This window comes from Pseudomonas sp. F-14 TE3482, from assembly GCF_053629455.1.
On record NZ_JBRJII010000001.1, the window covers coordinates 4,513,759 to 4,539,853 of the forward strand.

At 54.6% G+C, this 26,095-nt stretch carries 22 protein-coding genes and 2 tRNA genes; 14 read left to right on the plus strand and 10 right to left on the minus strand.

Annotated features, from left to right (window positions below; translation table 11 throughout):
• Positions 1–91 precede the first annotated feature (91 nt).
• From AB7M26_RS20260 to AB7M26_RS20270, 3 genes are all read right to left on the minus strand, one after another.
• Positions 92–565, minus strand: a complete 474-nt coding sequence (locus AB7M26_RS20260; protein WP_123494777.1) for a copper chaperone PCu(A)C — start codon at positions 563–565, stop codon at positions 92–94.
• The gene (locus AB7M26_RS20265; RefSeq protein WP_008013467.1) at positions 565–1,170 is read right to left on the minus strand and encodes an SCO family protein; all 606 of its coding nucleotides are present in this window, start codon (positions 1,168–1,170) and stop codon (positions 565–567) included. Before AB7M26_RS20265 ends, AB7M26_RS20260 begins: the two co-directional genes overlap by 1 nt.
• Positions 1,171–1,441: 271 nt before the next feature.
• Positions 1,442–1,801 (minus strand): DUF6124 family protein, encoded by a 360-nt coding sequence (locus AB7M26_RS20270; RefSeq protein WP_429388901.1) that lies wholly within the window; start codon positions 1,799–1,801, stop codon positions 1,442–1,444.
• A gap of 871 nt (positions 1,802–2,672) precedes the next feature.
• Here AB7M26_RS20270 and nirB point away from each other — a divergent pair.
• From nirB to AB7M26_RS20285, 3 genes are read left to right on the plus strand one after another with little or no spacing between them, the layout of a single operon-like run.
• The gene (gene nirB, locus AB7M26_RS20275) at positions 2,673–5,234 is read left to right on the plus strand and encodes a nitrite reductase large subunit NirB (RefSeq protein ID WP_123494775.1); all 2,562 of its coding nucleotides are present in this window, start codon (positions 2,673–2,675) and stop codon (positions 5,232–5,234) included.
• On the plus strand, positions 5,234–5,620 hold the full coding sequence (gene nirD / locus AB7M26_RS20280) for a nitrite reductase small subunit NirD (RefSeq protein ID WP_123358847.1): 387 nt from the start codon (positions 5,234–5,236) through the stop codon (positions 5,618–5,620). Before nirB ends, nirD begins: the two co-directional genes overlap by 1 nt.
• A 31-nt stretch (positions 5,621–5,651) precedes the next feature.
• Positions 5,652–6,092, plus strand: coding sequence for a CBS domain-containing protein (locus tag AB7M26_RS20285; RefSeq protein WP_123494774.1), 441 nt, complete (start codon positions 5,652–5,654; stop codon positions 6,090–6,092).
• A gap of 86 nt (positions 6,093–6,178) precedes the next feature.
• Here AB7M26_RS20285 and AB7M26_RS20290 read toward each other — a convergent pair whose 3' ends face one another.
• Together AB7M26_RS20290 and AB7M26_RS20295 are read right to left on the minus strand one after the other, a co-directional pair.
• Complete coding sequence (locus AB7M26_RS20290) at positions 6,179–6,952, minus strand: L-iditol 2-dehydrogenase (RefSeq protein ID WP_123494773.1); 774 nt, start codon at positions 6,950–6,952, stop codon at positions 6,179–6,181.
• Positions 6,953–7,162: 210 nt separating this feature from the next.
• Entirely contained in the window at positions 7,163–8,473 is a 1,311-nt protein-coding gene (locus AB7M26_RS20295; RefSeq protein WP_123494772.1) for an ABC transporter substrate-binding protein, read from the minus strand.
• A 322-nt stretch (positions 8,474–8,795) separates the two neighbouring features.
• Between AB7M26_RS20295 and AB7M26_RS20300 the strand changes: the two genes are divergently transcribed.
• The 10 genes from AB7M26_RS20300 to AB7M26_RS20345 all read left to right on the plus strand — a co-directional run bounded on the left by AB7M26_RS20300 (position 8,796) and on the right by AB7M26_RS20345 (position 15,818).
• Positions 8,796–9,701, plus strand: a complete 906-nt coding sequence (locus AB7M26_RS20300; protein WP_123494770.1) for a helix-turn-helix domain-containing protein — start codon at positions 8,796–8,798, stop codon at positions 9,699–9,701.
• Positions 9,702–9,987: 286 nt separating this feature from the next.
• Positions 9,988–10,061, plus strand: a tRNA-Cys gene (locus AB7M26_RS20305).
• A 195-nt stretch (positions 10,062–10,256) separates the two neighbouring features.
• Positions 10,257–10,343, plus strand: a tRNA-Leu gene (locus AB7M26_RS20310).
• A 160-nt stretch (positions 10,344–10,503) separates the two neighbouring features.
• Positions 10,504–11,823 (plus strand): tyrosine-type recombinase/integrase, encoded by a 1,320-nt coding sequence (locus AB7M26_RS20315; RefSeq protein WP_429385881.1) that lies wholly within the window; start codon positions 10,504–10,506, stop codon positions 11,821–11,823.
• Entirely contained in the window at positions 11,820–12,533 is a 714-nt protein-coding gene (locus tag AB7M26_RS20320) for a hypothetical protein (protein ID WP_429385883.1), read from the plus strand. Before AB7M26_RS20315 ends, AB7M26_RS20320 begins: the two co-directional genes overlap by 4 nt.
• A 59-nt stretch (positions 12,534–12,592) precedes the next feature.
• On the plus strand, positions 12,593–12,814 hold the full coding sequence (locus tag AB7M26_RS20325; protein WP_429385885.1) for a helix-turn-helix transcriptional regulator: 222 nt from the start codon (positions 12,593–12,595) through the stop codon (positions 12,812–12,814).
• A gap of 265 nt (positions 12,815–13,079) precedes the next feature.
• Complete coding sequence (locus AB7M26_RS20330; protein WP_429385887.1) at positions 13,080–13,472, plus strand: virulence-associated protein E; 393 nt, start codon at positions 13,080–13,082, stop codon at positions 13,470–13,472.
• Positions 13,469–14,581 carry an AAA family ATPase gene (locus tag AB7M26_RS20335; RefSeq protein WP_429385888.1) on the plus strand — a complete coding sequence of 371 codons (1,113 nt, stop codon included), beginning with the start codon at positions 13,469–13,471 and terminating at the stop codon, positions 14,579–14,581. The genes AB7M26_RS20330 and AB7M26_RS20335 overlap by 4 nt, the downstream gene beginning before the upstream one ends.
• A 444-nt stretch (positions 14,582–15,025) precedes the next feature.
• Positions 15,026–15,151: a hypothetical protein gene (locus tag AB7M26_RS20340; RefSeq protein ID WP_429385890.1), complete on the plus strand. Its 126-nt coding sequence runs from the start codon at positions 15,026–15,028 to the stop codon at positions 15,149–15,151.
• A 130-nt stretch (positions 15,152–15,281) separates the two neighbouring features.
• A complete protein-coding gene (locus tag AB7M26_RS20345) occupies positions 15,282–15,818 on the plus strand; it encodes a hypothetical protein (RefSeq protein WP_429385892.1) in 537 nt (178 codons plus the stop codon).
• Between the two features lie 456 nt (positions 15,819–16,274).
• Here the strand turns inward: AB7M26_RS20345 and AB7M26_RS20350 are convergent, their stop codons facing one another.
• The 4 genes from AB7M26_RS20350 to AB7M26_RS20365 all read right to left on the minus strand — a co-directional run bounded on the left by AB7M26_RS20350 (position 16,275) and on the right by AB7M26_RS20365 (position 20,132).
• A complete protein-coding gene (locus AB7M26_RS20350; protein WP_429385894.1) occupies positions 16,275–17,084 on the minus strand; it encodes a hypothetical protein in 810 nt (269 codons plus the stop codon).
• Between the two features lie 595 nt (positions 17,085–17,679).
• Entirely contained in the window at positions 17,680–18,390 is a 711-nt protein-coding gene (locus AB7M26_RS20355) for a hypothetical protein (protein WP_429385896.1), read from the minus strand.
• A 186-nt stretch (positions 18,391–18,576) separates the two neighbouring features.
• Positions 18,577–18,849: a hypothetical protein gene (locus tag AB7M26_RS20360; RefSeq protein ID WP_429385897.1), complete on the minus strand. Its 273-nt coding sequence runs from the start codon at positions 18,847–18,849 to the stop codon at positions 18,577–18,579.
• 335 nt (positions 18,850–19,184) lie between these two features.
• Complete coding sequence (locus AB7M26_RS20365) at positions 19,185–20,132, minus strand: SEL1-like repeat protein (protein ID WP_429385899.1); 948 nt, start codon at positions 20,130–20,132, stop codon at positions 19,185–19,187.
• A gap of 1,147 nt (positions 20,133–21,279) precedes the next feature.
• Between AB7M26_RS20365 and AB7M26_RS20370 the strand changes: the two genes are divergently transcribed.
• Positions 21,280–21,675 (plus strand): hypothetical protein, encoded by a 396-nt coding sequence (locus AB7M26_RS20370; protein ID WP_429385901.1) that lies wholly within the window; start codon positions 21,280–21,282, stop codon positions 21,673–21,675.
• A 645-nt stretch (positions 21,676–22,320) separates the two neighbouring features.
• Here AB7M26_RS20370 and AB7M26_RS20375 read toward each other — a convergent pair.
• Complete coding sequence (locus tag AB7M26_RS20375; RefSeq protein ID WP_429385903.1) at positions 22,321–25,317, minus strand: reverse transcriptase domain-containing protein; 2,997 nt, start codon at positions 25,315–25,317, stop codon at positions 22,321–22,323.
• Positions 25,318–26,095 lie beyond the last annotated feature (778 nt).

A 26,095-nucleotide genomic window follows, 5' to 3' on the forward strand; every position in this document is an offset into this window, starting at 1 on the left:
ATTCGTTATTTACGAAGTGTCGCAGAAAACTCTCAGCGCGAGCCGAACACCACCGCGACAGTGGCGTTCAGACGGGCCGGGATTGAGTCTCTCAATGCATCTTGCTGTGATCCTGCATGCCGAGCGCCCGAGTCTCGGCGTCAACCTTGATCGTCTCTTTTTCGCCCTTGGCGTTTTCCACGGTCAGGGTCAAGGGCACTTTGTCGCCTTCCTTAACCTGAGTCGTCAGGTCCATCAGCATGATGTGGTAGCCATGGGGATCAAAGCTCACCGGTTTGCCGGCCGGCAGCGCGACGGACTCGACCTGGCTCATGCTCATCACATCGTCTTTCATGCTGGATTGGTGAATTTGCACGGTGTTCGCCACCGGCGACTGCACGCTGAGCAGTTTGCTGTCGCTGTCGGCCTGAAGGGTCATGAAGGCGCCGGTCGAATGCTGGCCGGCCACCGTCGCACGGACCCAGGCGTCGTTCACCTGGGTTTGAGCGGACACCTGCCAGGCCATGCCGATCAGGAAAAGGCCCAGGGTCAGCTGTTTAATACGTGGTGCGTAGATCGAAGTCATCAGCAGACCTCCATGACGGTGAGCAGGTCTTCTGCACACTCTTGAGCGGTAAGGGACGCGGACAGCCCCAGGCGCAAAGTGCCTCGGGAGTCGAAAACGAAGCTGGTCGCGGTGTGGGAGAGGGTATAGGTCGAGCCGCTCGGGATCTTTTCAAAGAACACACCGAACTCCTTGGCGGTGGCGGCGGTTTCTTCCAGCGTACCGTGCAGCGCCTCGAAACTTGGATCGAAGGCTTTGACGTAGGCGTCGAGCATTTGCGGCGTATCGCGTTCGGGGTCCAGGGTGATGAAGATCACTTGCAGGCGTTCGCCATCGCGGCCCATCAGTTTTTTCGCCTGTGCCGCACGGGCCAGCGTCGTCGGGCAGACCGCCGGGCATTGGGTGAAACCGAAAAAAACCATCGGCATCAGGCCCCGGTAGCTGCCCAGCATCCGGGTTTCGCCCTGGGCGTCCTTGAGTTTGAAGGTACGCCCCATGATCTTGTCGCTGAGGTCCTTGCCGTACTTGAACGACAGCTTGCTGCTGTCATCGCATCCGGCGAGCAGGCCAAGGCTCAACAGGCTCATGCCTTGCAGGACCGTGCGACGGGTATACAACGTACTCATGGAAAAAAGCATCCTGTGTAGCGACCGGGAATCTACAGTGACTGATCAATCAGACGAAAAAAAGCGCACGGATGTTAACAAACTGTTGCGCTATGGCGCTCAATCGATGGCCCGCCGGTCATGCGCCAAAAGGTCGCGGCTTCGGGATACGCTACTGGGAACAAACACCGAGAAACCTGTGGCGAGGGAGCTTGCTCCCGCTGGGTCGCGCAGCGGCCCCCAAAACTGCACAACCCTGCGTCAGTAACTCACTCACCACAACAGCCCATACCTACTCAGGCGTATTAATGTGATCCAGCACCCGGTTCGCGGTGATCTCCGCCACCATGATGCTGTTTGAAATGCCCAGCAGGGCGTGACGCGACTCACCCTCCAGATGATCCACCAACTGATGGACCATCACATCGACCGAGGCCAGTGTCTCGACCAAAAAAACCGCCAGGGTTTCGGTAGTCGCCTCTGGGGCCACAGCAAACAGCTTGCTGGGTTTACGCGCGGTGGATTTGATGTCGGCATTCGACGGGAAGTGGAAGTTCAGAGCCCGCTCGGCGGCCTCATTGAGCTTCTTTGAATTGGGCTCGTATGGAGACACCGAATCGATGTCCGGTGGGTTCGGCGTAACTTTGAACATAAGCTGGCTTCTCTGATTGGGTGCCAACCCTCCTGCTGCTAAACGAGAGGGAGGCAGCTGTACGCAGGTTAGCAGACCGGGGAAGCTAGCAAAGCCGGCGCGCCCGAAGGCGCCCTGCGCACAACCACCATCAAGTGCAGGCATGGGAATGCCTGACTGACAAGAGCTTGTGCACTTGCTTGTAACCCCGGGCTGCTAAACCCGATCACTGATGGGCAGTGACAGGAATCAAGTTACCGAGCGGCCCCAAGGCGCACAAGCCGGCGGATTCTGGCGTAAGCGTAGGCAACGGCGCAAGGTCTTGTAGCTTTCAGGAAGTAACCTTGATGGCGCTTAAACAGGCTCCTTTAATCGATGTTGAATGATCTGGCGCGCACTTCCTACACGCGGTGAAAACCTCGAAAAAAAACCGCTACATGCACTTTTATAAAGCGCGATGCCATAAAAACGTGCACCCGCCGCGAACGGTGCACCGGGTTTTCTCCTCTGCCAGTGCCCACATCCGCTGTTGCCAACGATCCACGCAACCCCTTCTGAAAGACCGTCCTCCCGCTAGAACACGCCTATCCCACGGGTCGCCAAGCCTATTCGCCGATTGTTCAGCGTGAGGTTTTCAGCGCGAGTGAAGTATCAAGCGGCAGACTGGCACAAAGGCTGCATTGTTCCCCTCAGGTCCATCGAAAACAGATGGGCAGCCCACTCGATCAACGATGATCGAGCGGCCGAGCAGGTCGTGGGCAATATCGGTGGATCCGGCGAAGGCGCCAGGTCGAACACCGCGAAGAACAGGCAAAGACGCCTGAAACCGAGAGGTTTCAGGCGTTTTTTTTTGCTTTTTTTAACCGTGATTGGCTTTGGCTGGGTGCTTACTATGAATTCCAATGTTGCCGCGTTGAACAAACTGCAAACACTGATCGTGATCGGCAATGGCATGGTCGGACATCATTGTGTCGAGCAGCTCATCGAGCGCGGCGCCCTTGACCACTATCGCCTGCATGTCTTCAGCGAAGAGCCGATGCGCGCCTACGACCGGGTGCATCTGTCCGAGTATTTCGGCGGTCGCGATGCCGAGTCGTTGGCCCTGGGCGAAGCCTCTCTGTACCAGACGCCGGGCGTCACTCTGCATTTGGGCTTGCCGGTGCTGGAAATCGACCGTGACCGCCGTCAGGTGATCACCGCACAAGGTTGCGTCTCGTACGACAAACTGGTTCTGGCCACCGGCTCTTATCCGTTTGTGCCGCCTATTGAAGGTGCGGAAGGTGACTCGCGCCTGGTCTATCGCACCCTCGAAGACCTCGACGCGATTCGTGCCGCGGCGGCCAATGCCCGGCGCGGCGTAGTAGTCGGCGGTGGCCTGCTTGGCCTGGAAGCCGCCAACGCCCTGAAAAGCCTGGGCCTGGAAGCGCATGTGGTGGAATTCGCCCCGCGCCTGATGCCGGTGCAGCTGGACGAGCAGGGTGGCCTGGCGCTGAAGGCGCAGATCGAGCGGCTCGGTGTGGGTGTGCACCTGTCCCGTGGCACACAGTCGATCAGTGCCGGCGAGCAGTACCGCTACCGGATGAACTTTGCCAATGACGAATTTCTTGAAGCCGACCTGATCGTGTTCTCCGCCGGCATCCGCGCGCAAGATGCGCTGGCCCGCCAATGTGCGCTGGACATCGGTCCCCGTGGCGGCGTGGTGATTGACGATCAGTGCCTGACCAGCGATCCGAACATCTACGCCATCGGCGAGTGTGCGGCCTGGAATGGCAGCCTCTTCGGTCTGGTCGCTCCCGGTTATCAAATGGCCCGTGGCGTCGCATCGCTGCTGTGCAATCAAGTGGCGGAGCCGTTCCAGGGCGCGGACATGTCGACCAAGCTCAAACTGCTCGGCGTTGACGTCGGCTCCATCGGCGATGCTCACGCCCAGACGCCGGGTGCGCGCAGTTATCAGTTCATCGATGAAGCGACGGCCAGCTACCGTCGCCTGGTGGTGGATGCTGACAGCAAACGCGTGCTCGGCGCGGTGTTGGTCGGCGACAACAGCTATTACGACACCCTGCTGCAATACATGCAGAACGGCATTGCCTTGCCGTCGGAACCGGCCAGCCTGATTCTGCCGTCGTCTACCGGCGCGCCAACCTTGGGCCCGGGCGCGCTGCCTGAGGCGGCGACGGTATGTTCGTGCCATAACGTCACCAAGGGCTCGATCTGCTCGGCCATCGACGGTGGCTGCACCGACCTCGGCCTGCTCAAGTCGCAGACCAAGGCTTGCACCGGTTGCGGTGGTTGCGCGGGGCTGCTCAAGCAAGTATTCGAACATGAATTGATTGCCCGTGGCGTCAGTGTCGACAAGAGCCTGTGCGAACACTTCGCCTACACCCGTCAGGAGCTTTATGCGCTGGTGCGGGTAGAAGGGGTGATCACCTTCGAAGAACTGCTGGCCAAGCACGGTCGCGGCCACACCGGTTGCGACGTATGCAAACCGGCGGTGGGCTCGATCCTCGCCTCGTGCTGGAACCAGCCGATCATGGACGCTTCGCTGGTGCCGTTGCAGGACACCAATGACACTTTCATGGCCAACATGCAGAAAAACGGCACCTATTCGGTGGTGCCGCGCATCGCCGGGGGCGAGATCACAGCCGACAAGCTGATTGCGATTGGCGTGGTGGCGAAGAAATACGACCTCTACACCAAAATCACCGGCGGCCAGCGGATCGACCTGTTCGGCGCGCAGTTGCATCAGTTGCCGGACATCTGGTCCGAGTTGATTGAGGCCGGTTTCGAAACCGGGCATGCCTACGGCAAATCGACCCGCACGGTGAAGTCTTGCGTCGGCAGCACCTGGTGCCGTTACGGCGTGCAGGACAGCGTGAAAATGGCCCTGACCCTCGAGGATCGCTACAAAGGCCTGCGCTCGCCGCACAAGCTCAAGTTCGCCGTCTCTGGCTGCACCCGTGAATGTGCCGAGGCGCAAAGCAAGGACGTGGGCGTGATCGCCACCGAGAACGGCTGGAACCTCTACGTGGCCGGTAACGGCGGTATGCGTCCGCGTCATGCCGAGCTGTTCGCCACTGACCTCGACGATGAAACCCTGATCCGTTACATCGACCGCTTCCTGATGTTCTACATCCGCACCGCCGATAAATTGCAGCGCACCTCGGTCTGGCGCGAAAGCCTGGAGGGCGGCCTGGATTACCTCAAGGACGTGGTGATCAACGACAGCCTGGGGCTCGGCGCGGAACTCGAATCGCAAATGCAACTGGTGGTCAACCGCTACGAATGCGAATGGGCCAACGCCCTCAAAGACCCGGAAAAACTCAAGCGCTTCCGCACCTTCGTCAACGATCAACGCCCGGACCCGGACATCCATTTTGTTCAGGAGCGCGGTCAACGCCGGCCGATCATGGCCGCCGAACTCAACCTTATCCCTGTCACCGAGGAGAATGCCTGATGAGTCAGTCCAATACCCAGCGTGTCAACGCCCTTGCCACGGCCGCCAATGCTCAGGCGTGGCAGGCGGTGTGCAGCCAGCAGGATCTGGTCAGCAACTCCGGCGTCGTGGTCTGGCTCGACGGCGCGCAGGTGGCGCTGTTCTACCTGCCGCAGGCCGAAGGTCGCACCCTCTACGCCATCGACAACCATGATCCGCAATCCGGCGCGAACGTCATCGGCCGTGGACTGATCGGCAGCCTCAAGGGTGATCTGGTGGTGGCGTCGCCGATCTACAAGCAGCATTTCCGTCTTGAAGACGGCAGTTGCCTGGAGTACCCGGAGCAGCGCCTGCGAGTGTGGCCGGTGCGCCTGAACGCCGGCGTCGTGGAAGTCGCGGCGGCTTGATCGCTGCCCTGAACCGTATCGGAGAACGTTGATGAAGACAGCCGCACAGTTGCTCAAACTGAAAGTCGTGCAAAACCAGCAGGTGCACAGCATCGCACCGGATCAGATGGTCCTCGACGCCCTGAAAATGATGGCCGAGAAGAACGTCGGCGCGTTGCCCGTCATCGAAGACGGGCAGGTGGTCGGTGTCATCAGCGAGCGCGACTATGCGCGCAAGGTGGTTCTACAGGGGCGTTCTTCGGTCGGCACACCGGTGCGCGAGATCATGAGCACACCGGTGGTGACCGCCGACAGCCAGCAGAGTATCGAGCGCTGCATGGCGGTCATGACCGACAGTCATTTGCGCCATCTGCCGGTGCTGGAGAGCGGTGAACTGATCGGGCTGTTGTCGATTGGCGATCTGGTGAAGGAAGCCATCGTCGAGCAGGCGGATTTGATTCGGCAACTGGAGCACTACATTCGCGGGCATTGAGGGCCGGACGGGAACGAGAAGGCCATGTCTAAGGTGCAGTAGACATGGCCTGTTCGGTAGGGGCTTTAATTCGGGTTCGATACTCGTCAGTTCATCCAGTTGCCGCCATCGACGTTATAGGTTTGCGCCACGACATACTCACTCTCGTTTGATGCCAGGAAGATCGCCATGCCGACAAGATCGTCTGCCGTGCCCATGCGTCCATAGGGTACTTCCTGACCCGCCAGCCTTTTCTTTTCCCCAAGCGGCCGGTTCTCATATTTGGCGAACAGCGCATCGACGCCATCCCAATGCTCACCATCCACCACGCCCGGTGCGATGGCATTCACGTTGATGTTATGGGGAATGAGATTGAGACCGGCCGATTGCGTGAGGCTGATCACCGCCGCTTTGGTCGCGCAATACACCGCGACAAGCGCTTCACCGCGTCGACCGGCCTGACTGGCCATATTGATGATTCTGCCGCCATGGCCCTGGCGGATCATCTGTTTGGCCGCGGCCTGCAGGGTGAACAGGGTGCCGGACACGTTGATCGAAAACAGCCGTTCGTAGCTCTCGCGAGAAATTTCCGTAATCGGTGCGAGATCAAACAGGGCCGCGTTGTTGATCAGGATATCGAGCTTGCCTGCGGTGGCGATGACCGCTGCGATAGCGCCGTCGATTGACTGCTGATCGGTCACGTCCATCTCGACCGCATAGGCATTCGGCCCCAGCTCGGCCGCAGTGGCTTGCGCGCGTTCCAGGTTGATGTCTGCGATCGCGACCGTAGCGCCTTCGCGGATATAGGCTTGCGCGAACGTTCTTCCGATGCCTCTGGCAGAACCGGTGATAAGGGCGCTTTTTCCTTCCAGACGTTTCATTTTTTCCATCCAATCGTTAGAGCTAAAGAGATGCCCGTTGAGGGCACTAAAAGCGGTCGTCAATCTGCGAAGCCCCCCTGTAGGAGCGAGGCTTGCCCGCGAAGAACGATGACGCGTAATACCTGAAAAACTGCGGCGCATTCTTCGCGGGCAAGCCTCGCTCCTACAGGTTCTCCCACTGGTTCTGCGTCTTAATTTATCGGTATGTTGCTATTTTGGATAACCAGCGCGTTTCATCTCGCGTTCGGTGGTTTGCTGGGCGGAGGCCAGAGCCTGCTCAACCGGCATCTGCCCGGTGAGCGCCGCAGACAGCAGCTTGCCGACCGACGTGCCGATGGCCTGGAATTCAGGAATGGTCACGTACTGGATACCGACATAAGGCACGGGTTGGACTGACGGGTGTGCAGGGTCGGCGTTCTGCATCATTTTCAGCGTGACAGCGGCGAAGGGTGCAGCCTGCAAATAAGCGTTGCTGTAGGTGGACATGCGAGTGCCCGGCGGTACGTTGGTGATGCCATCCTTATCGGCGATCAGTTGGATGTAGTCCTTGGAGGTCGCCCAGGTCACAAAGGCTTTGGCGGCTTCCTTGTGTTTGGACGTCGCAGGGATGGCCAGCGACCAGGCATAGAGCCAGGACGAGCCCTTGTCGGTGACCTGCGTGGGCGCCGCGACGAAGCTGACATTGTCAGCCACTTTGCTTTGGGTTTTATCGGTGATGAAGGACCCGGCGACGCTGGCATCGACCCAGATCGCGCACTTGCCGCTGTTGAACAGGGCCAGTGTCTCGTTGAAGCCATTGCTCGAAACACCCGGCGGGCCGTACTGCTTGAGGGTGTTGACGTAGAAGTTCGCGGCAGCGGTCCATTCCGGCCCAGTGAGTTGCGGCTGCCACTGCTCGTTGAACCAGCGCGCGCCAAAAGCGTTGGACATGGTGGTCAGCAGCGCCATGTTTTCACCCCAACCAGCCTTGCCGCGCAGGCACATTCCATACTGCTCTTTGTCCGGCTGGTGCAGCTTGCCGGCGAACTCACCGAGCTGCGTCCAGGTCGGGTGCTCGGGCATGCTCAGGCCGGCGTTCTTGAACAAGTCGGTTCGGTAATAGGTGATGGTACTTTCGCCATAAAACGGCAGGGCATAGAGCGTGTCGTTGACTGACAGTCCCTGACGGACCGAGGGGAAAATATCCTCGAGGTCATAGCTGGCGGGCAGATCCTTTATCGGTTCCAGCCAATGCTTTGCACCCCACAGCGGTGTTTCGTACGTGCCGATGGTGAGCACGTCGAATTGACCGCCCTGAGTGGCAATGTCAGTGGTCAGGCGCTGACGCAACACGTTCTCTTCAAGCACCACCCAGTTGAGCTTCACGTCCGGATGCTGCTGTTCGAATGTTTTGGACAGCCGCTGCATGCGGATCATGTCGCTGTTGTTCACGGTGGCGATGGTCACCGTTTCGCCAGCCTGGCAGAGCAGGGCAGAGGACAGGCCGGCGGATAGAAAAAATGCGCTTGGGATGATCTTCATCGTGTTCTCCGCTCTGCGCCTTGGGCGGCAGAGGCACTTATTGTTGTTGTAATCCACGGTGCGAGCCATGGCCGCAACGGGATGAACACAGGATTACAGCAACCCAAGTGGTGAACAAATGAACGGCATACACCGCACTGATACTTTTTTAACCGGGCAGGACAGTGGAAAAAAAGTATCAGTGACCGCCACACAGGACGCTAGGCTTGCTGTCTGCTTAGTGTGAATCTGATAACAGCGCCGTGGAGTTTCGAATCTCGTCGATTCGTCCCGGCTTCGCGGTAGCCTTGATAAAACCAACAAAAATGGAATCGCCAGGGTGATGAACCATCACGTAGCCGCAGACAAGCCGCCCGCGCTTGAAGTCATTCTGAACGAGCCCCAGCACAGCTTTCGTTGGTATGAGCATGACTATCCCTTCGACCTTGCGCGTTGGAATCATCATCCGGAATTCGAGATCCACCTGATCCGCGAAGGCAGTGGTCGGCTATTGGCGGGTGACTACATCGGCCTGTTCGAGGCCGGCCACGTCGCCCTGATCGGCCCAGGCCTGCCTCACGACTGGATCAGCGACCTGGGCAAAGGGGAGGTGATTGCCGGCCGCGACGTCGTGTTGCAATTCGATGGTCAGATGTTGATGCAACTGCACGACAAGATCCCTGAACTCAGCGAATTGCAAAGCCTGTTTCGTCAGGCGGCCCAGGGCATCCAGTTTCATGGCGTGACCCGTAAAAAAGCGGCCCGACTGCTGGAAGAAATCGGTCAGTGCCAAGGATTGCAGAGGCTGTGCCTGTTCCTGTCGTTGCTGCAGTTGTTGGCATTGGCCCCCGACACCGAGCGACAGACGCTCGCCAGCCTGCAATATGCGCCGATGCTCGACGCATTGACGGCCCAGCGCATGAGTATTGTCTTCGACTACATCCTCAACGATCTCGCGGATGAGCTGCGGATGTCCGTCATCGCCCAGCGCCTGGACATGAACGAGCCGGCCTTCTCCAAATTCTTCAAGCGCGCCACTGGCCATACCTTCGTCGACCTGACACGTAAACTGCGGGTCCAGCGTGCCTGCCGTTTGCTGGCGCAAAGCAGTTTCAGCGTTGCAGATATCTGCTTTGAAGTAGGTTATGCCAACCTGTCGAATTTCAATCGACACTTCCGCCATGAAATGCAGGAAACTCCCAGTCAGTATCGGCAGCGGTTGCAACGGGTGGTGGCGGTCAGTCATTAAAGGGCACAAGATCAAAAGATCGCAGCCTTCGGCAGCTCCTACGGATGTACGCGACCCATGTTGGAGCCGCCGAAGGCTGCGATCTTTTAAGGCTGACGGGACGGACCTGGAATTATTTTTCTCCAGTTCTTGACATGCCTTTCGAACCAGTCCAGAATTGCGTCCATTCCTGCTTAGGGAACACGAAAACCCCTTAGATTTCAAAGGGTTGGATACTAGATTAGAATCTTGTTTCCAGATACGAGTTTACACGTTTGATGTTGTGCTACTGACATCAGATGTTTGAGGCCGAATAGCAAAATGGTTATGCAGTGGATTGCAAATCCACCTACGCCGGTTCGATTCCGACTTCGGCCTCCACTTTAAACGAGCTCCGTAGATCCATGATCTACGGAGCTTTTTTATTTTCGCAGTCCTGCAAGATTTAGTCTTGAAAAGGATCTTTGTGAACTTGCTTCACCGGGGCGGGATGTATATATTTCCCCCTCTGTTGCACAAGCGTAAGAACTGCCAGATTGTTATTGGTCAGTCTTCAGACCGCTTTATCGCGCTACCGCCCGAATGGCGAAACTGGTAGACGCATGGGACTTAAAATCCCCCGCTCGTAAGGGCGTGCCGGTTCGATTCCGGCTTCGGGCACCAATAGTATGATTTCAGATGTTCCTGTAAACACCTGAAGCCTAGAGAAACCGGCCTTATAGCCGGTTTTTTTGTGTCTGAATATCCCCGTATGTTCCTGTACAGCCCCACGATTTAGGTATACGTTTAGGTATATATCGGTTCGATATCGAGGCGTATACCTATGGCGCGCACCGTAACCCCTCTTACTGACCCCAAATGCGAGGCCGCCAAACCCCGCGCAAAGAACTACACCCTGTTCGACGGGCAAGGGCTTTTTTTGCTTGTAAGGGCTACCGGCACCAAGGTCTGGCGCTTCAAGTATAAAAAGCCAAGCGGTAAGCCCGGTCTGGTCACGTTCGGCAACTACCCGGCTCTCACTCTGAAGGCCGCCCGCGCGCGTCGAGCCGATGCACTCGAGTTGCTGGCGCATGGCCAAGACCCCATCGAGAGCGCTAAGCAAGCAAAGATCGAGGCGGCCAATGAGGCGGGGAACACCTTTGAGGCGCTGGCCCTGGAATGGCACGCCAGCATGGCTGGCAAATGGTCGAAGGATCACGCGGTCAGGGTGCTGAAAGAGATCGAGGTCGATCTTTTCCCCATGCTGGGCAAACGCCCTGTATCCGACCTGAAAACCCGCGACCTGCTGGCCTGTCTGAAGGCGGTAGAGAAGCGCGGCGCGCTTGATGTGGTTGGGCGACTGCGCCAGCGCATCGCCGGAATCATGCGAATCGCCGTTCAGCGCGAGTTTATCGAATACAACCCGGCGCTTGATCTGGTGGGGGGGACTGCCACCCGCAAGACCAAACACCGCCCGGCCTTGCCTCTTGAGCGGTTGCCGGAGTTGTTGCAACGCTGCGAGGCTGACACCGGACGACCGCTTACCTGTCTTGCTGTAAGCCTCGCTCTACTGGTGTTCATTCGTTCTAGTGAGCTGCGCTTTGCCCGCTGGACTGAGTTCGACTTTACCCGGAGCATGTGGACGATTCCCGGCGAACGGGCACCAATCGAGGGCGTCAAGAGGTCGCACCGAGGAGCCAAGATGGGGACTCCGCACCTTGTCCCGTTGTCACGCCAGACGCTGGAAGTACTAGAGCAGATACACCGGCTAAGCGGGCGTTTTGATCTGGTGTTGCCGGGCGATCACTACCACTGGCGGCCAATGTCGGAGAACACCGTAAACAAGTCACTGCGCCGTATGGGGTACGACACCAAGATAGAGGTTTGCGGGCACGGTTTCCGCACTATGGCCTGTTCCGCGTTGGTCGAGTCCGGCCTATGGTCGCGTGACGCGGTTGAGCGGCAAATGAGCCATCAAGAGCGCAACGGCGTGCGCGCGGCTTACATCCACAAGGCTGAGCACTTGGAAGAGCGCCGACGGATGATGACGTGGTGGGCTGACTACTTGGACGCCAACCGGGAAAAGCACATTACGCCCTACGAGTTTGCGCAGCATAAGGTCAGTGTTGGTGAGCCCAGAGCTCTAGGGGCGGTGGGAGCATGATAAAACCTGACATGCTGCCGATCATTGAAGCGCACCTTACGCAATGGGATTGCGGGGAAAGTGAGTACACGCGGGACTTTCTGGCCGGGGTCATCCTTCGTGCTGAGATTGAACGAGCGCCAATTGATATTGACCTCGCATTTGAGATGCCTTGTCAGGAGCTGGCCGGGCGAGCCCTTGACTGCTTGGTAAAGACCACCGGGTACAGTCCTGACTGGTTCGAATCATTGAGCGATTGCCAACACATGAAGTTTTCCACCTTCGGCTTTCATTTGCCCAAATATGTCTGCTCGCTGCTGGATGTCCGATCATCTTGTCTATTGGTGCTAGGCCATATCAAAGAAGCGCGGCAGTTTGATCCAGACAGCCATGCCGAGTGCGCTGTTGAGGAGGTTCGAGAGCTGATCAAACGGTTGCAGTCACTTGAAATGGCAGTAGCGGAGCGCCATTTTTTGCAAAAGGACCTGCACTCCACCGTTGAAGCTGAGCAGGCAGTCAGGTCTGAGATTGCCCAAAAGTACAAGCAGAAGATGGAGACGGCCCGCGCCGGACGAACCGCCCTTCACGATTGGGCGGCAGTCGCCAAGCTGGAAGCGGAGTTGTTGGCTACCGGCAAGTCGCGGCGCGATTTCGCAAATATCATCGAGCGGCGTTTAAAAATCCCGAAATCAACCTATCGAGAGTGGCGGCGTAAACAAACGACGGGGTAATTATTTGGCCGTTGTTTCGATAACTATCTTGTGAGCGTCACCCATACGGAGGCGCTCAAATGCACCCTGCAACGACTCCCGCAAAAGCTCTAATCCGCCAGCCAGCGCTGTGTCGCTGGTTGGACCTATCCCGCTCGGGCTTGGACAAGCTCCGCAAGAAAGACCCGACCTTCCCGAAGCCGATCAAAGACGGCGACACCCGCCAGGCTGCTGCGTATTACGTCTTGGCTGAGGTGGAGGCATGGCTGCGCGCCAAGATCGAAGCGAGGGACGCAGCATGAAAATGGCCGCCTTTGCGAAGAAAAATGGCCTCGTACTAATGCAGGCTCAGTCAAACCGAAATGCGTGCTCGAGTGCCCGGGTGGTAAACCGTCGTGCAGCTGTCTTCAAATCTCCATTCGGAGCACCGCCCTTGAAGCACGATGCTACGTGCAACTCGTCCGCACTCCACAGTCGCGCCACTGACTTGCACCGCAACGAGTACGCCGTCGGCCTGCAGCCCCACTTGGTCCTGATCTCTCTGTGCTGGTTTTGCGAGGTACAACTATGATGCCCGCCGACAAGCTGTTGCCGCTTCTAAATAAGGTGCACCTCCTTAAACCAAGCCAGTGGGTCGCCTGTTGCCCGGCTCATGATGACCGCAATCCGAGCCTGAAGATCACGGAAACGGGAGACGGCACGCTACTGTTGAAATGCTGGGCTGGCTGTTCGGCGGCGCAAATTGTCACGGCTATTGGCCTGGAGATGCGCGACCTGTTTCCTGATGGCGGCCAGCGCTCCTCCCGACGAGGGCCCAGTCGTGCGGCAGTTGAGCACGAGCGTTACATCGTCGCGATTGGCCTGTCCCTGCAAGCTCGAGGCGAGAAGCTGCCGAAGTCAGATCTAGACCGCTTGGAGATGGCACGTCGCCGTCTGGCTCAACGGGAGGAGCGTGTATGAATGCAAAGGTACAAGACCGTTATGGCGACCAGTGGGCCGAGGTTGACCAGCGTCTGCACAGCACAAGGCCGTTCCGGTTCGTTGCCGCCTGCGACATGCCGGTGAAACCTGTCGCGTGGCTAGTTCGCGGATACATCGAGGAGGATGCGCTTGCTGTAGTGTATGGCCCTCCCGGCAAGGGCAAATCCTTCTTGGCCCTGGATTTGTCGTGCTGCATCGCTATGGGTATCCCATTCCACGGGCATGATGTGAAGCGGGGAACAGTGTTCTACATCGCGGGCGAAGGCCACAACGGGCTGGCGCGACGTTTGCGAGCATGGGCTCAGCACAATAGCACCGACATGCCGGCACTGTTATTCGTGTCCGATGCCCCCACCGACCTATCCAGCGCTACCAACGTGGCGAAGATAGCCGAGTCGGTTCAGCAACTCGCAGACGCAACCGGCGAAGCCCCGGCTCTGATCGTTATCGACACGATGGCCCGCAACTTCGGCGGCGACGAAAACAGCGCAACGGAAGTTGGGCTGTTTGTGCGCAATGCCGACGCGCTACGTCGACACTGGAAGGCTACCGTGCTGATCATCCACCACAGCGGTAAGGATGGGGAAAAGGGCGCGCGCGGGTCCTCCGCCCTGAAGGGGGCCGCTGATGTCGAGTACGAAGTCAGTCGGAGCGACGTAGACAATCTGATCCGACTGACTCCGCGCAAGATGAAGGACGCAGAAGAGCCGCTGCCGCTCGCCTTCGAGCTAGTGTGGGTGCCGGTGCACGACGATAGCGGAAGTTTGGTTGGTGGCGCGGCGTTGAAGTTGACTGAGTACACCGCACCAGCTCCTACGACGAGGCCGCAAGGGAAGAACCAGCAGAAGGCCCTGGACGTCCTGAACCAGATGTGGGGGGAGGTCACCACCCGGCTTGCCAAGCAGGGCCGAGAAGATCATCCGATCAACATCCTCTTCGATGACTGGAAGGTGCGCTGCGAGGTTGCCGGGCTGGAGCGCAACCGCGCCAAGGAGGCGTGTGAAGGCTTGCAGAAGCGTGGAATAGTTGAGCGGGACGGACCCCATGTCCTGGTAGCTGAGTCTGTCCGAAGAAAACGAAACCCTTAGGGACTTCGGACTATTCGGACGCCTACAAACCTTTGCCTTTCGGGCATATCGGACAGGAGTCGGAGGTGTATAGAAGGGGAGTCGGACAGGTCGATGAATTACCCGACCTCGAGGAGTTTTGACTATGGCCACCTTGGACTACTTGCGTCGGGCCCGCCTGTCGGTCGAAGCCAATGGCGAAAACGTGCGTTGGCGCCCCGTCGAGCACATCTGCCCGGCCAGAAGCGGCCAACGGACAAGCTGTCTGGCATGTCGCCAGCATTGTTTGATTTGCCGCCTACACTGATCTAGCAGTTTGGCCTTGCCATCCGCGTCGTGTTTCTCCTCGGATAGTGTCGCGCTCGCCGTGACCACCTTCAGGAAAACAAGGGCTTACAGGACGACAAGCAACGTTTTACGACATAACGGTCGACTAATAATAGTTAGAGAACAAAGGAGAGTTCCATGATGACCGAATTTGAAGACATCAAGATCGTGTCGTTGGACGATAAAGCATCCTACAAGAGCGACCCAAGTTCGACGTTGAACATCTTGAGTCTGCGCTTGAGGCTGCCGCATCGCACTTTGTGACTACCGACACCACCAGAATAGAAATAATCAGGAGGGCTGCTAGCTTATGGCCGGAATCGAAACCGGTGGTAGATGCGGCCCGAATCTGTTGCCTTCCGTCTACTGCTCTTGCGGCAGTTACAGGAGTAGCGTGAGCCCGCCCAACAGGAAGGCATTAGGGACAGGCCACGTTTTCTCTACTCCACAAAGCGTAGCAATAGTGGCCTGCCCCTATTATCCATATTGCCTATTAACTGGAGATAAAATGAAAAATATTGCACTCCTCAGCTTGCTGTTATCGTGCCCCGTGATGGCAAATGAATTTTCATGTGGTAATGCGATAATTGAGCAATTTCATAAGGCTCGAGAACTGTATCTTTCAATACAAAGTATCCATGCAGAGGGATACCAAAATCCAAAGATAGCAACATGGAAATCAGAAGTTGACAAGCTGAGGCAAAAATGTGGCTCAATTTCAGATATAGACTTGCCGTTTGACAGAGCCATAGGTGCTCATAATTTATACGACTTAATGGGGGCATATATCGACGGTAAAGGGATCGAAGAATGGCAAACAAAATTCTCGCTAGCCCTTGTTTGCCACGAAACCCCTGATGCTTGTTCAAAATATATAAATCAAGCCTCGCCCAAAGAGCTAGAAGACTTGTTGACTAGCATGGCTAATTGAGAAGTTTGAATCGCCAGGTTTTCCTAGACGACTTTAAGCGTCAGCTTTGGGTCGATTACAGCCCTTAGCAACAAGCCACTTTCGGCCAAAAGCGGCCATTTTCGTTCAGTTGCGACAGACTAATTTCGACAGCGTGCTTCGTTGCTACTCCAGATCTTTGCCCTGAGTGGGTACTGAGCCTATCGGGGTTCACCTCCCAACCTTCTCAATGCCACATCTGTCGCAAGTCATATCGCATGATAATTGAGTATCTGCAACAAACTCACGCGACATCGTAAAGCCGTTACCGTCAGACCCGAATGAGTCGTCGCATAACTCAGAACTTCTGCGACACGCAAGAAAATTTACTACTTCGACTGGGACGCTTGATCAGTTCCATCGAGCGCCAACGAAGGGATGGATTGGTGAATACTGGCACGGCTCACCATCATGTAAGACGTTAGATGCTGGCATTCACTATTGCTTATTAGTTGCCGATAGGTATTTGGAGTATACGGAATTCATAATATGGGAATAAGCTATACATACATCATTGTATGTGCAGGATGTGGCAATCTCAGGCATTTTTATTGCTGAATCTTCCGACATCCTCCCAAACATGTTGTGGTTATTCAGCAAAATATCCTTAGATCCATCAACCGTGACAAACCAACAGTAGCGCTCTTCTCGCTTTCCGACTTCGCGTGACGTGCACGTGGCAACTACCCATTCCGTATTTGATGGTAGTGTGAAGTTAAATTTTCCGCTCGCATCAGATTGTGTGGTCAAAAAAGGAGCCTGAAGGGAGCTCAGGTACCGCTCACCAGACGAACTGTTGACAAGATTACGCAGTAGTTTGTTTCTTGCAAAAATCATTTTTTCAAACTCAGCCATTTTTTTGTCCGATTCTTTTTCTGAACGATAGCCCCTCTTCTTGTCCCTTTCCATAGTGCTAATTATGTCTTGCTGCATGGTAATTAACCTTGGGGCTAGATCAACTACATCGACAGCAACCACCTTCTGAAGAGGTACAATAATCTTTTTGAACTCATCAAGCCTGTGAATTGAGATCATGACCCCCCCTAGTGGGAGGCTTTCCCCATCGCGCGTCACGACGAATATTTGCCCACCTAAATTGTTTTTTACAACGAACGGAATGGGTTCATTTTTCGAGGGTGATGTTTTTACTTGACTCACAACCTCCTGATATTTTGCATACAACGTGATGGTTGAAGCCCCAAAGGCAATTGTGAGTGAAGAAAGGATAAACAGGAGTATGTTTTTCATCGACTCGTCCCTGGCAAGGTATTGATGAGGAGTCTAGATCCAGATTCAGAATCTGTGAGAATACGTCCGGTGCGAGAGGTCTTCGCACGTTGACCTGACCCCTACCAACGTCCCTTAGGGACGGTCTGAAGTAGGGGCGAATAGAGAAAACGTAAATTTTTTTACGCTAAGCGCACTGCCTGTCATGTTGAGGTCGTGGGTGCGGCGCACTTCCTGACGCGAAAGCTGGCCGGGGTGAGTGCGGAAATGTACTCGCCTAAAACATGAAACGGGTCATGAAAATCATCGGCGCTCACGGTTTGATTAAGGCGCTGTCGGCATAAAAAGGCTGATTCTGGCCCATCCCAGAGACTGTAAAAACAGCGTTGACGTGTTCCAGGTCGCGACCGATGCGACCCCGCAACATTGACCGTGCAATGGCTCAGCCAACGAACGTCGATGCTCCAAGACGATGAGGCCATGAGCGTTTTTACACACTCTGGACCGGTTTCTGCCTGTCCCCACCGGCCGCTTAGGGTCGTTATCTGCCTGTTGCATCTCTGCCGGATGCAAGTGATGGTCAGCACACCGGGTGGAGTCAGTGACGACAGAAGGACTAGCTCACCTCGTACGCATTACTCGGCTCAGTCGGATTGGTCAGGATTATTTTGTCCCAACGATGATTGAGGAGCGGAAAGGTTCGGGACTCCTCCTTTTCTTCATCACTTAGCCCATGGCTAATATAATCCAGAAGAACAAGCCACCATACTTTGTACTTTTGGCGATAAGGCGCGATCTTTTTTTCTTTCTCAGTGACCACGATTACCAAGTTACGGTAGAGCTCGGACAAGACAAATCCGCCAGTATCAAGGTCAATTACAGAGCCCAGCCGAAATGTTGAAGGAAAGAGCTGGCCCGCTCGCTTGAGGTCAATTTGCACGGTAGGTGTGACCTGAATCTTTCGCGGAAGCCACTCTGGCTCCCGAAGGAATTCTTCAAGAGAGTGCCGAATTTCCGGTGCAAGCCTTCCCCATGGCTGCAAAGGGCGACTAATTTTCAAACGGACAAACCATGACTCCTGAGGTGGAGTGGGGCCGATCGTATCCAAGAGTTTTTCTATGCCTTGCCAGATCGGAATGGACACCTCCTCTAAGCCTTGCTTTTTTCCCGACTTAATGACGTGGTTCTGATTTAGGCGGCGTACTTCGACAGCGATGCTTCCGTTGATAAGGAAGTCAGGTGGAACTTTTCCATCAGGCTCGTGGACTACATTCTTGTAGCCAAGCGAGTTAAGGTATTGTTTAGCTAGGATTTCGTCCTGATTCATAAAAGTATCTCCCTTGAAAAAAGGGACGGATTTATTTTTTGTGCGCACCTGCGTAGAGAAATAAATCCGTCCTCTTTTTTCTCGTTTTTCCTTTAGGATGTCCCAGTGAGCGGAGCAAACAACTTGAACCACATGTTAGGTTTTGAGTGTCGCGATGCGGCTGGCATGTGTTTGCATTTTGTGGGTTCAATGCAAAGTTGCACACGCTGCAGCAGTCTCTGAAATTTTCATTTGATCAAGGCCTCCATCACCTGCTGTTTCATCAATGCAGGCAATGAGAAATGATTCTGAAACCCCGGGTCTGCTCAATTTATCGGCTATCATCTGGGCCAGACTTGATTTTTCTGAGAGGGTTGCGCTCCTCCAGTCGCCTAAAGTGTCACTCGTAGATAGCGCATATGTAGTTGTTGAGAGTGCAAGTGCAATGATGGCAGAAGTCATTTTTACTTTATTTTTCATGGGTTGCTCCTTGCTTTGTTATGTTTACCTAAATGTGCTCCCCGTGAGCACAGCACTGTTCGAGGAGAAGTACGATATGGATGGAAAACCCGAACTGCTCGATCAGTATAGGCGGCAAATCAAACTACGCTGCTGACATGCCCAAAGCTTGTTCATTGTTCGCGATTAACCAAATCGAGCCGGTCACGACCAGCACAGAATGACCGTTACCGGTCATCCGCCGATGTCACACCTGAAGTTTCAGTAAGGGTTCAACTCACACCGCAATTCTAGAGCCGCCAGCAATACGGGTTTAATCCGCCCCACAAGGATTCTTCGGGGGTAGCCAGTGAGGTTCAGAGCTTTTTCATTGCAAGATACCTATCTATGGCCTCGATGGGATGGTCAGACATTTCTCGCGTCAGGTTCTGCCCCGCTTCGATCTCCTTTTTAGTTATTACAGCGGCAAACAAATCGCGGAGTTTCACAATTGAGTCATCGCCAGAGGGGGCACTCGCTGCCGCCAGGTTGAACAGCGCATAAGCCACCACATGATCTTGCGGCACGCCTTGGCCCTTGGAGTACATCACCCCGAGGCTGGCTTGCGCGGGGACATAACCCTGCTCAGCGGCGAGGCGACACCACTTGCTGACCTCCTTGTAGTCCTGCTGCACGCCGAGGCTCTGAGCGTACATCAACGCAAGTTCATATTGAGCGCGGGCATACCCTTGCTCAGCTGCGAGGCGATGCCACTTGATAGCCTGCTTGTAGTCCTGCGGCACGCCATGACCTTTGGCGTACATCACCCCGAGGTTGTATTGCGCACCGGCATGCCGCTGCTCAACGGCGAGGTGGTACCACTCGATAGCTTGCTTGTAGTTCTGCGGCACGCCTTCGCCGTTGGTGTACATGAGCCCAAGGTTGATTTGAGCGTCGGCATTCCGCTGCTCCGCGGCTAGGCGAAACCACTTGATGGCCTCCTTGTAGTCCTGTGGTACGCCAAGGCCTTCGTAGTGCATTGCACCGAGGATGGCTTGTGCGTGGGCATCCCCTTGCTCCGCGGCGAGGCGAAACCACTTGATAGCCTCCTTGTAGTCCTGCGGCACGCCGAGGCCTTTGAAGTACATCCCCCCGAGCTTGTATTGCACAAGGGCATCCTTCTGTTCAGCTAAAGGTTGCCATTCGCGTAAGGCGATTTTGAAATTCCCTTGTCGATAAGCCAATAAACCTTCAACGAGACCGGCGTAGGCCGTGTTCAGTGCGCCTACCAGCACAAGGCAAATCAGGATATAGCGGGTTCGCATGGGCAATTCATACTTGGCAGTTGCAGAACTGGGGGCGACACGGCTGCTGAGCCTCAGGGGCGTATCGCTCTGCAATCCCCCGCGCCTCCGCCCTGACTTTAGTCGGATATTTCCAGATCGTAGGAAGTTAGTCGCGCAGGCTTTGATAGAAACATATGACTGACCGTTTCTGGTCGATTCTGTTGAAAAAGTCGATCATGGTTTCCACGGCTGAAAAGTACGTGCTTGAGGTTGAAATCTTTGCCTTGAACACAGGACTCCGGGCTCAGATTTCGCGTAGCTGCGCGCAGTAAAGGCGTTTTCAGCAGTCCGTATGCAGGCAGTCTTGAGGGATCGACTTTTTCAACAGAATCGGTCAATAGCTGCCTGTCATGGAAATGATTGCTTACATTGGACGTTGCTAAGGTTGCCGACTGCTACCCCAGCTTTGGCCCGCAATAACCGCCCCGCGTCCCCGCTCAGCTAGATCGACGCACTCAGTCGGGGGAGGGCCTTCAACAGGCAAGCCCCTGCTTGATATGGCGGTATGGACGGTGTGTTAAGGCGGACTTTAAAGGTGAGCGGTGCAAACTCGTCGATGATTTTGTAATGCCCGATCGTTGTCGCGGTTTAAGCAGCGCAGATCAAGAATTGCGCGAAGGAGTGATTGAACATCAAACTGATGAAGATCAGATTCTGAGCGAGTGAATACATGAGTGTCAGCAAGATAACTAAGTAATTAGCATAGTTCCTTTGAGAGACAGATCTACGTATGCCAGGCAAAGCGCAATTGCTTAAAATTCCGGGCTAGAAGAAGCGCTATTAGAGTTTTTGCAGCAGACCCAATAGATTCTGATGATGCCGAAATACTCGGCATGGCAGTCACCAGGTCTCTAGCGCTCACCGCCGCCAGTGAATATCCCGCCTCCACTTTTTCTGATTTGCAGCAGATGATGTGGTTTTTTAGGCTCTAAGGCTCATTTTGGCGGGACTGACACATAGCAGTGAGTACATAATTTTTTATCGAAATAATTATTGTTATTTTTATTTCTTTTTGTGCTCAACTCCAGATTCGCTTTGGTGCTGGCTAGATGCTATATATTTCCTATGTCTTAATTTTATGGTTGCTTCGAATTATTCTATCTGATGCCATTGAATGGAGCTGCTCATGATGTTTTTTCGCGCTATTATTGTATTATGGATGGGGAGTATTTCTATTGTATCGGCTACCGATGACCCATCTATAAATCGAGAGTTAATGAAGCGTGCTGAGTACTGGGATAATCAGGCTAAACAAATTGGTCTATTATTAAAAAAGCTGTGTCTGGCCGACAAGGTGATGGTAGAAGTCGTAGCTGGGCTAAGAGATAATGGACTTGATGAAGAAAGTCTAGTATCTAGGGCTGAGTATAAATTTAAAGGAACGACAATGAATGATGCGGATATTAAGCAGAAGATAGATCTGATTAGATTCACATATAGTCGGCCTCGGGCGTCAGCGTCCGAGTTGGGTGAGCATGTTTATAATGGTTGTCTTGAAAGGCATCATATTACTACGAGATGAAGGGGTTTGGGAATTCGTCTTTATTGTATGTTTTCTGTTCTGGTATCTGAGCTTTCCGTGATTTCATGGATGTTTTTAATTCTCGAATTAAGGGCGCACCTCGATTTTGATATTGACAGCTAGTGGTGAAGTCTATGAGTGCCCCCTTAGGTGGGTGTAGTCGGTTCTGATTTTCAGTGGGATTAATCAATAATGCTATTGATGACTGATTTCTATTTTTTAACCGATAAAAAACCCACTTAATGATACGGTTTGGTATCGACTGAATTGGTTTTAAGCGCTCCTAGGTTTGTAGACAACTTCAAGCCTTGCAACAAGGCGCTGCAAGAGGTGGATCACCGTGATTTCTTATGCGGAATTGGCGGCAGCTATTGCCCCAGGCTGTGTAAAAACGTTTTAGAGCAAGTTTGACAATCAGTATCGGAGCGAAAGTCGCGTTCCTACGCAAATTTCAGGTCTGCTGACTAACCAAACGCTGGCAGATTTTACGTAGCAACGCAGACTTTAAAACGGTACATGTGTTTTCACACAGCCTGGCCCAACTCCTGCGTCGCCCCATAACTGCCACTGAGGAACGGCAGCTATGGCCAGCAGATCCACCATGTCTGCTAGCCATATAGATGTAGCTCCTTGCAGTTCTTACTTCTACTTGGGTTGTATTTTTCGATCAAACGCCATGTCTTCGTTAAAGCCATCTGGCACAGGCTTGAAGCCGCTGGTAGGAGACCGGTGGCTGGACTGGAATTGGCGAAGGGCTGTCACGTCTATCTCGCCAGTTATGCAATAGTCGTGATTGCCGCCCTTGACGCGCAGGATATCGCGTTTCCAACGGTCTTTGTATGGTGCGCGGATGCGGCTATCGCCGTATCGGCGGTTGTTGCACTGGATAATGTAGGCATGGATATCCAGTGCAGCAGACTCCACAAGAGCGTTGAAGGTGTCAGTGTCGGGGTTCCATTCCGGAACGAACAGAGCATCGACTTGACCGCGTAGATCCGCGCGGTAGCGAATGTTGGTCAGCTCGCTGCAGATCATGATGGCAAAGCGGAAGTCACCATGCTGTATGACTGGGGGCTTTTGCCATTGCTGTTCCTGAGCAGGTTGCATATACAAGCCAGCAAGGCGAAAGAGTTCTTGTTCTTCATGAAAAGCGGGTCGCTGTTTGTCCTGACGGTAAAGCATCAGCGAAGGGAAACCGAGGCCATCATGGGTAAGCGACGCCCAGACCTGATGCCGCACGCGTTTTTTTGGCGCGTGCAAGTACTCCACTCCAGTGATCAGGGAGATGCCTCGTCTTTTAAGCTTGTCAGCGATACGCATAAACCACTGCGGCGGTAGGGCGACTTCCGGCAGGATTAAGTAACCAGCCCCGTCGGGCCGCGAAATTACCTCGTTGATCAGGCGATTGATACGCTGGTAACGACGGTGTCCATCCGGGTCGGGCAAGCGCATGATGGCGGCGGTAAAGCTTTCATCTTTGGTCTCCCAACTGGTTACAGCGATGGTCTGTTTGGATTTGGGTTCACCATTGGGGATATGCAGCACCTGTTTTTTGTCGATGTGGGGCATCTTGTGCTCTGTGAGATCAAAGCCACGCAGGGCTTTAACGACTGTGCCCAAGATCTTGCGGTTACTCGCTACAAACGGGGCGGGGGCGACTAGGTAAAGCTCATTCAGGTTGAAGGGGCGGGTGGCGAAGACCAAGCCTGCAGGGGTGCCGCGTTTGAACTTCAGCCAGCCTGTCAGGATGTTGATGCCGTCAAGCATCTCATCGGGCAGTAACCCGTCCATGGCTGCTGTCGTGAGGTTTTTACGTAATGGTATACCGCGCTGGCTGACCATCTCGATGGGTAGGCCGGTGAAACGAAGGGGAATATGGGCGAGGTCCCGGCTGAACAATCTGGATTGGGTCTTCTGCAGTTCGCTGGCGCTACTCATCCAATAGCCTAAGGCTAATGTAATCCGATGAGCGCCGAGTAAACCATTTTTAATTTCGTATTCAAAAGCCTTCCAGGCAACCTTGCCGGAATTGGAGAGGCGGGGCGGAAAGGCTGAAACGATGTTCTCTGAAAGGGCTTCTAACAGCGCCGACCACCAGCGTGTATGGCAGTCCAAGGGGAGCGCCTTCTTATCATCGAGTCCCTTGATGACCAGCTCACAGCTCCGCGTCACTTTGGCAACCAGAGTATCTAGTGCTTTGATGATTCTTCCCAAGTGCTCAAAGTCTTCACAGGCGACGGCCATCCGAACTACGCGGGGTAGGTACTGGGCCAGTTCGAAGAATTTGATTGGGGTCAAGAGATGCTCGATGACCGCCGAGAAAAAGGCATGACGGTGAGCTTGCCAGTCCTCTGGTAGCAGATCACGTTCGAAGGCCTCGTAGTCGCGCAGACTAAGAGCAAAACCGGCACGGTGCAGGGTAAGTGCGTCAGTTTTACGCAAATTATCTGCTTGTTCGCCACCGAGGTTGGTGGCTTTGAGTAGATCCGTGGCCACGCTGCTGGGTGAATCCGGCAGGTCCGGGAGGGAACGCCATTCGCTTGCGCGCTGGTTAATCTGCTCCGATATTGCGTTGACTAGAGCCAAGCCTGGTGAGCCAGCGAGGATGAAAAGTTTGTTCTTTGCGTTTTCGAAAGCTATGCGGCAACCGTCAAGGTAGTCAGGTTTGAACAGAATGCTGCGATTGTCGTTCTTGAGCAGATCTCGACCACCGTCTCGGTTGAAGACCCAGTCCCAGAACTGCTCAGTGGTTTTGATATCGCTGGTGTTTTCCATGACCAGTAAAATGTCATCCACGTAGCGGCCGTAATACAATGGCACCACTTGCCGCTCGATGAACTGATCGAGCTTTAGCAACGCGGCATTGGCCACCACGGCGGAAGCGGGCAAGCCAACGGGTAAGCCCTTTTCGAGTGGAGTTTGTTGTGCCCAAGCCAGTAATGCGTTGATAAATATGCGGTTGAGCTTTGCCTGCGTTTCGGTCAGATGTATACCTGCTAAAGCGTGAAAGGCATGATCAAGCATGAAGCCGGGGTTTAGTTCGTGGTAGAAGCTACTGACATCGGCGGTCAGCGCCAAAACCTTTTTCTTGTTGGCCAAGGCAGAACTCATGGCATTAATACCTCCGTCCCGCCACTCGCGGAAGGGGCGAAGGTAGGGCTTGAAGGAGCCCAAGGCCCAAGTGTTGATCTTGTCGTGCCGGTTGCGCCGAAGACGGCTGCCGTAGACGTTGGCACTCAGCTGTTTGTCGAAAAGCGCGCCGATTTCCATCATCCACAGTGCCGATAGCACATGGAAATCTATGCTGCATTTGGCCATAAGCCGAAACTCGGCGATAGGTTTTTTGCTTGCTTCGGTAATGCTGGCCCATTCAGTCTCAGGCGAAGCGAAGATCAGGCTTGTGCTCGGCGTCTTTTCTGCGGCCTTGATCTGTTTGGGGGCAAGCCTCCATGTACCTAGAAACTCGGGGTTTTTGACCCAGGTTTCGTCTATGGATTCGAGTTGCGCCATCAGCCTAGCGAGGTTAATGGCCAGCTTATCTTCATAGTTGGCGATGTCTAGGAGCGACGGGTTGGTCGAGTAGTAGAGGTCAACCTTTGCCTTTCGGTAGGCGAGGCCCAGTTTAGGGAGCGACACAGTCATGAGTGATCCTTTGTCAGGAAAGCACTGGAGTCACTTGTGCAGATCAAGGTCCTTGTTGGTCCTGATACGATCAACATCAAACGTACTGATATCTTCACGAGGACTTCCTTTTCATTAGAGGTGAATAGATTATCGGCGAAAGGCCATGATGTGTAATTAACTTGAATCTCGCAGTTTTGAAGACACTTTGAGATTCAAGAGGCTCACGAGCAAGAGCCATGAACGAGCTCGAGTTCGCCAGTATGTTGTAGAAGGAAGCGGAAGCGCGTAGCGCTCAAGGTTCAAAGCCGCTTCACGCGAACGTCTGCTTCTGGCCCTGGCCGTGTAAAAACGTTTTAGAGCAGGTTTGACGCCCAGAACCAGAACGAGAATCGCGTTCCTGTGCAAATTTCAGGTCAGCTGATTGACCAAGCACTGGCAGATTTTACGTAGCAACGCAGACTTCAAAACGAGGTCTGCGTTTTTACACAGCCTGGGCCGTTTCCTGCCTGTCATGACTGACCGAAATCGACCTATTTCTGTTGAAAAAATCGGAGAGTCGCGACAACCAGAGGTTGAGGCAAAAAAGCACATAATTTGCGCAATGGTACGAAAAACAAACCACGTTTGTCGTTCAAAACACGGCAGATTCAACCTCCGTTGCACCGGTTTTTGTGGCGACGATTACTGCGGGCTGTTTTCAACAGAATCGACCCCAAGCAGCCATTCGCTATAAGGAACTGTCGCAGACACGGACATCCGTGAAAGCGAACAACTTGAGCGCTAAGTTAGGCAGGGT

Excerpts from the sequence above, each read along its gene's own strand:
- AB7M26_RS20265 (WP_008013467.1), bottom strand. The coding sequence starts at position 1,170 with ATGAGTACGTTGTATACCCGTCGCACGGTCCTGCAAGGCATGAGCCTG.
- AB7M26_RS20285 (WP_123494774.1), top strand. The coding sequence starts at position 5,652 with ATGAAGACAGCCGCACAGTTGCTCAAACTGAAAGTCGTGCAAAACCAG.
- nirB (WP_123494775.1), top strand. The coding sequence starts at position 2,673 with ATGAATTCCAATGTTGCCGCGTTGAACAAACTGCAAACACTGATCGTG.
- AB7M26_RS20290 (WP_123494773.1), bottom strand. The coding sequence starts at position 6,952 with ATGAAACGTCTGGAAGGAAAAAGCGCCCTTATCACCGGTTCTGCCAGA.
- AB7M26_RS20350 (WP_429385894.1), bottom strand. The coding sequence starts at position 17,084 with ATGAAAAACATACTCCTGTTTATCCTTTCTTCACTCACAATTGCCTTT.
- AB7M26_RS20300 (WP_123494770.1), top strand. The coding sequence starts at position 8,796 with ATGAACCATCACGTAGCCGCAGACAAGCCGCCCGCGCTTGAAGTCATT.
- AB7M26_RS20340 (WP_429385890.1), top strand. The coding sequence starts at position 15,026 with ATGATGACCGAATTTGAAGACATCAAGATCGTGTCGTTGGACGATAAA.
- AB7M26_RS20315 (WP_429385881.1), top strand. The coding sequence starts at position 10,504 with ATGGCGCGCACCGTAACCCCTCTTACTGACCCCAAATGCGAGGCCGCC.
- AB7M26_RS20325 (WP_429385885.1), top strand. The coding sequence starts at position 12,593 with ATGCACCCTGCAACGACTCCCGCAAAAGCTCTAATCCGCCAGCCAGCG.
- AB7M26_RS20295 (WP_123494772.1), bottom strand. The coding sequence starts at position 8,473 with ATGAAGATCATCCCAAGCGCATTTTTTCTATCCGCCGGCCTGTCCTCT.
- AB7M26_RS20365 (WP_429385899.1), bottom strand. The coding sequence starts at position 20,132 with ATGCGAACCCGCTATATCCTGATTTGCCTTGTGCTGGTAGGCGCACTG.
- AB7M26_RS20355 (WP_429385896.1), bottom strand. The coding sequence starts at position 18,390 with ATGAATCAGGACGAAATCCTAGCTAAACAATACCTTAACTCGCTTGGC.
- AB7M26_RS20335 (WP_429385888.1), top strand. The coding sequence starts at position 13,469 with ATGAATGCAAAGGTACAAGACCGTTATGGCGACCAGTGGGCCGAGGTT.
- AB7M26_RS20330 (WP_429385887.1), top strand. The coding sequence starts at position 13,080 with ATGATGCCCGCCGACAAGCTGTTGCCGCTTCTAAATAAGGTGCACCTC.
- AB7M26_RS20270 (WP_429388901.1), bottom strand. The coding sequence starts at position 1,801 with ATGTTCAAAGTTACGCCGAACCCACCGGACATCGATTCGGTGTCTCCA.
- AB7M26_RS20375 (WP_429385903.1), bottom strand. The coding sequence starts at position 25,317 with ATGACTGTGTCGCTCCCTAAACTGGGCCTCGCCTACCGAAAGGCAAAG.
- AB7M26_RS20320 (WP_429385883.1), top strand. The coding sequence starts at position 11,820 with ATGATAAAACCTGACATGCTGCCGATCATTGAAGCGCACCTTACGCAA.
- AB7M26_RS20260 (WP_123494777.1), bottom strand. The coding sequence starts at position 565 with ATGACTTCGATCTACGCACCACGTATTAAACAGCTGACCCTGGGCCTT.
- AB7M26_RS20370 (WP_429385901.1), top strand. The coding sequence starts at position 21,280 with ATGATGTTTTTTCGCGCTATTATTGTATTATGGATGGGGAGTATTTCT.
- nirD (WP_123358847.1), top strand. The coding sequence starts at position 5,234 with ATGAGTCAGTCCAATACCCAGCGTGTCAACGCCCTTGCCACGGCCGCC.
- AB7M26_RS20360 (WP_429385897.1), bottom strand. The coding sequence starts at position 18,849 with ATGAAAAATAAAGTAAAAATGACTTCTGCCATCATTGCACTTGCACTC.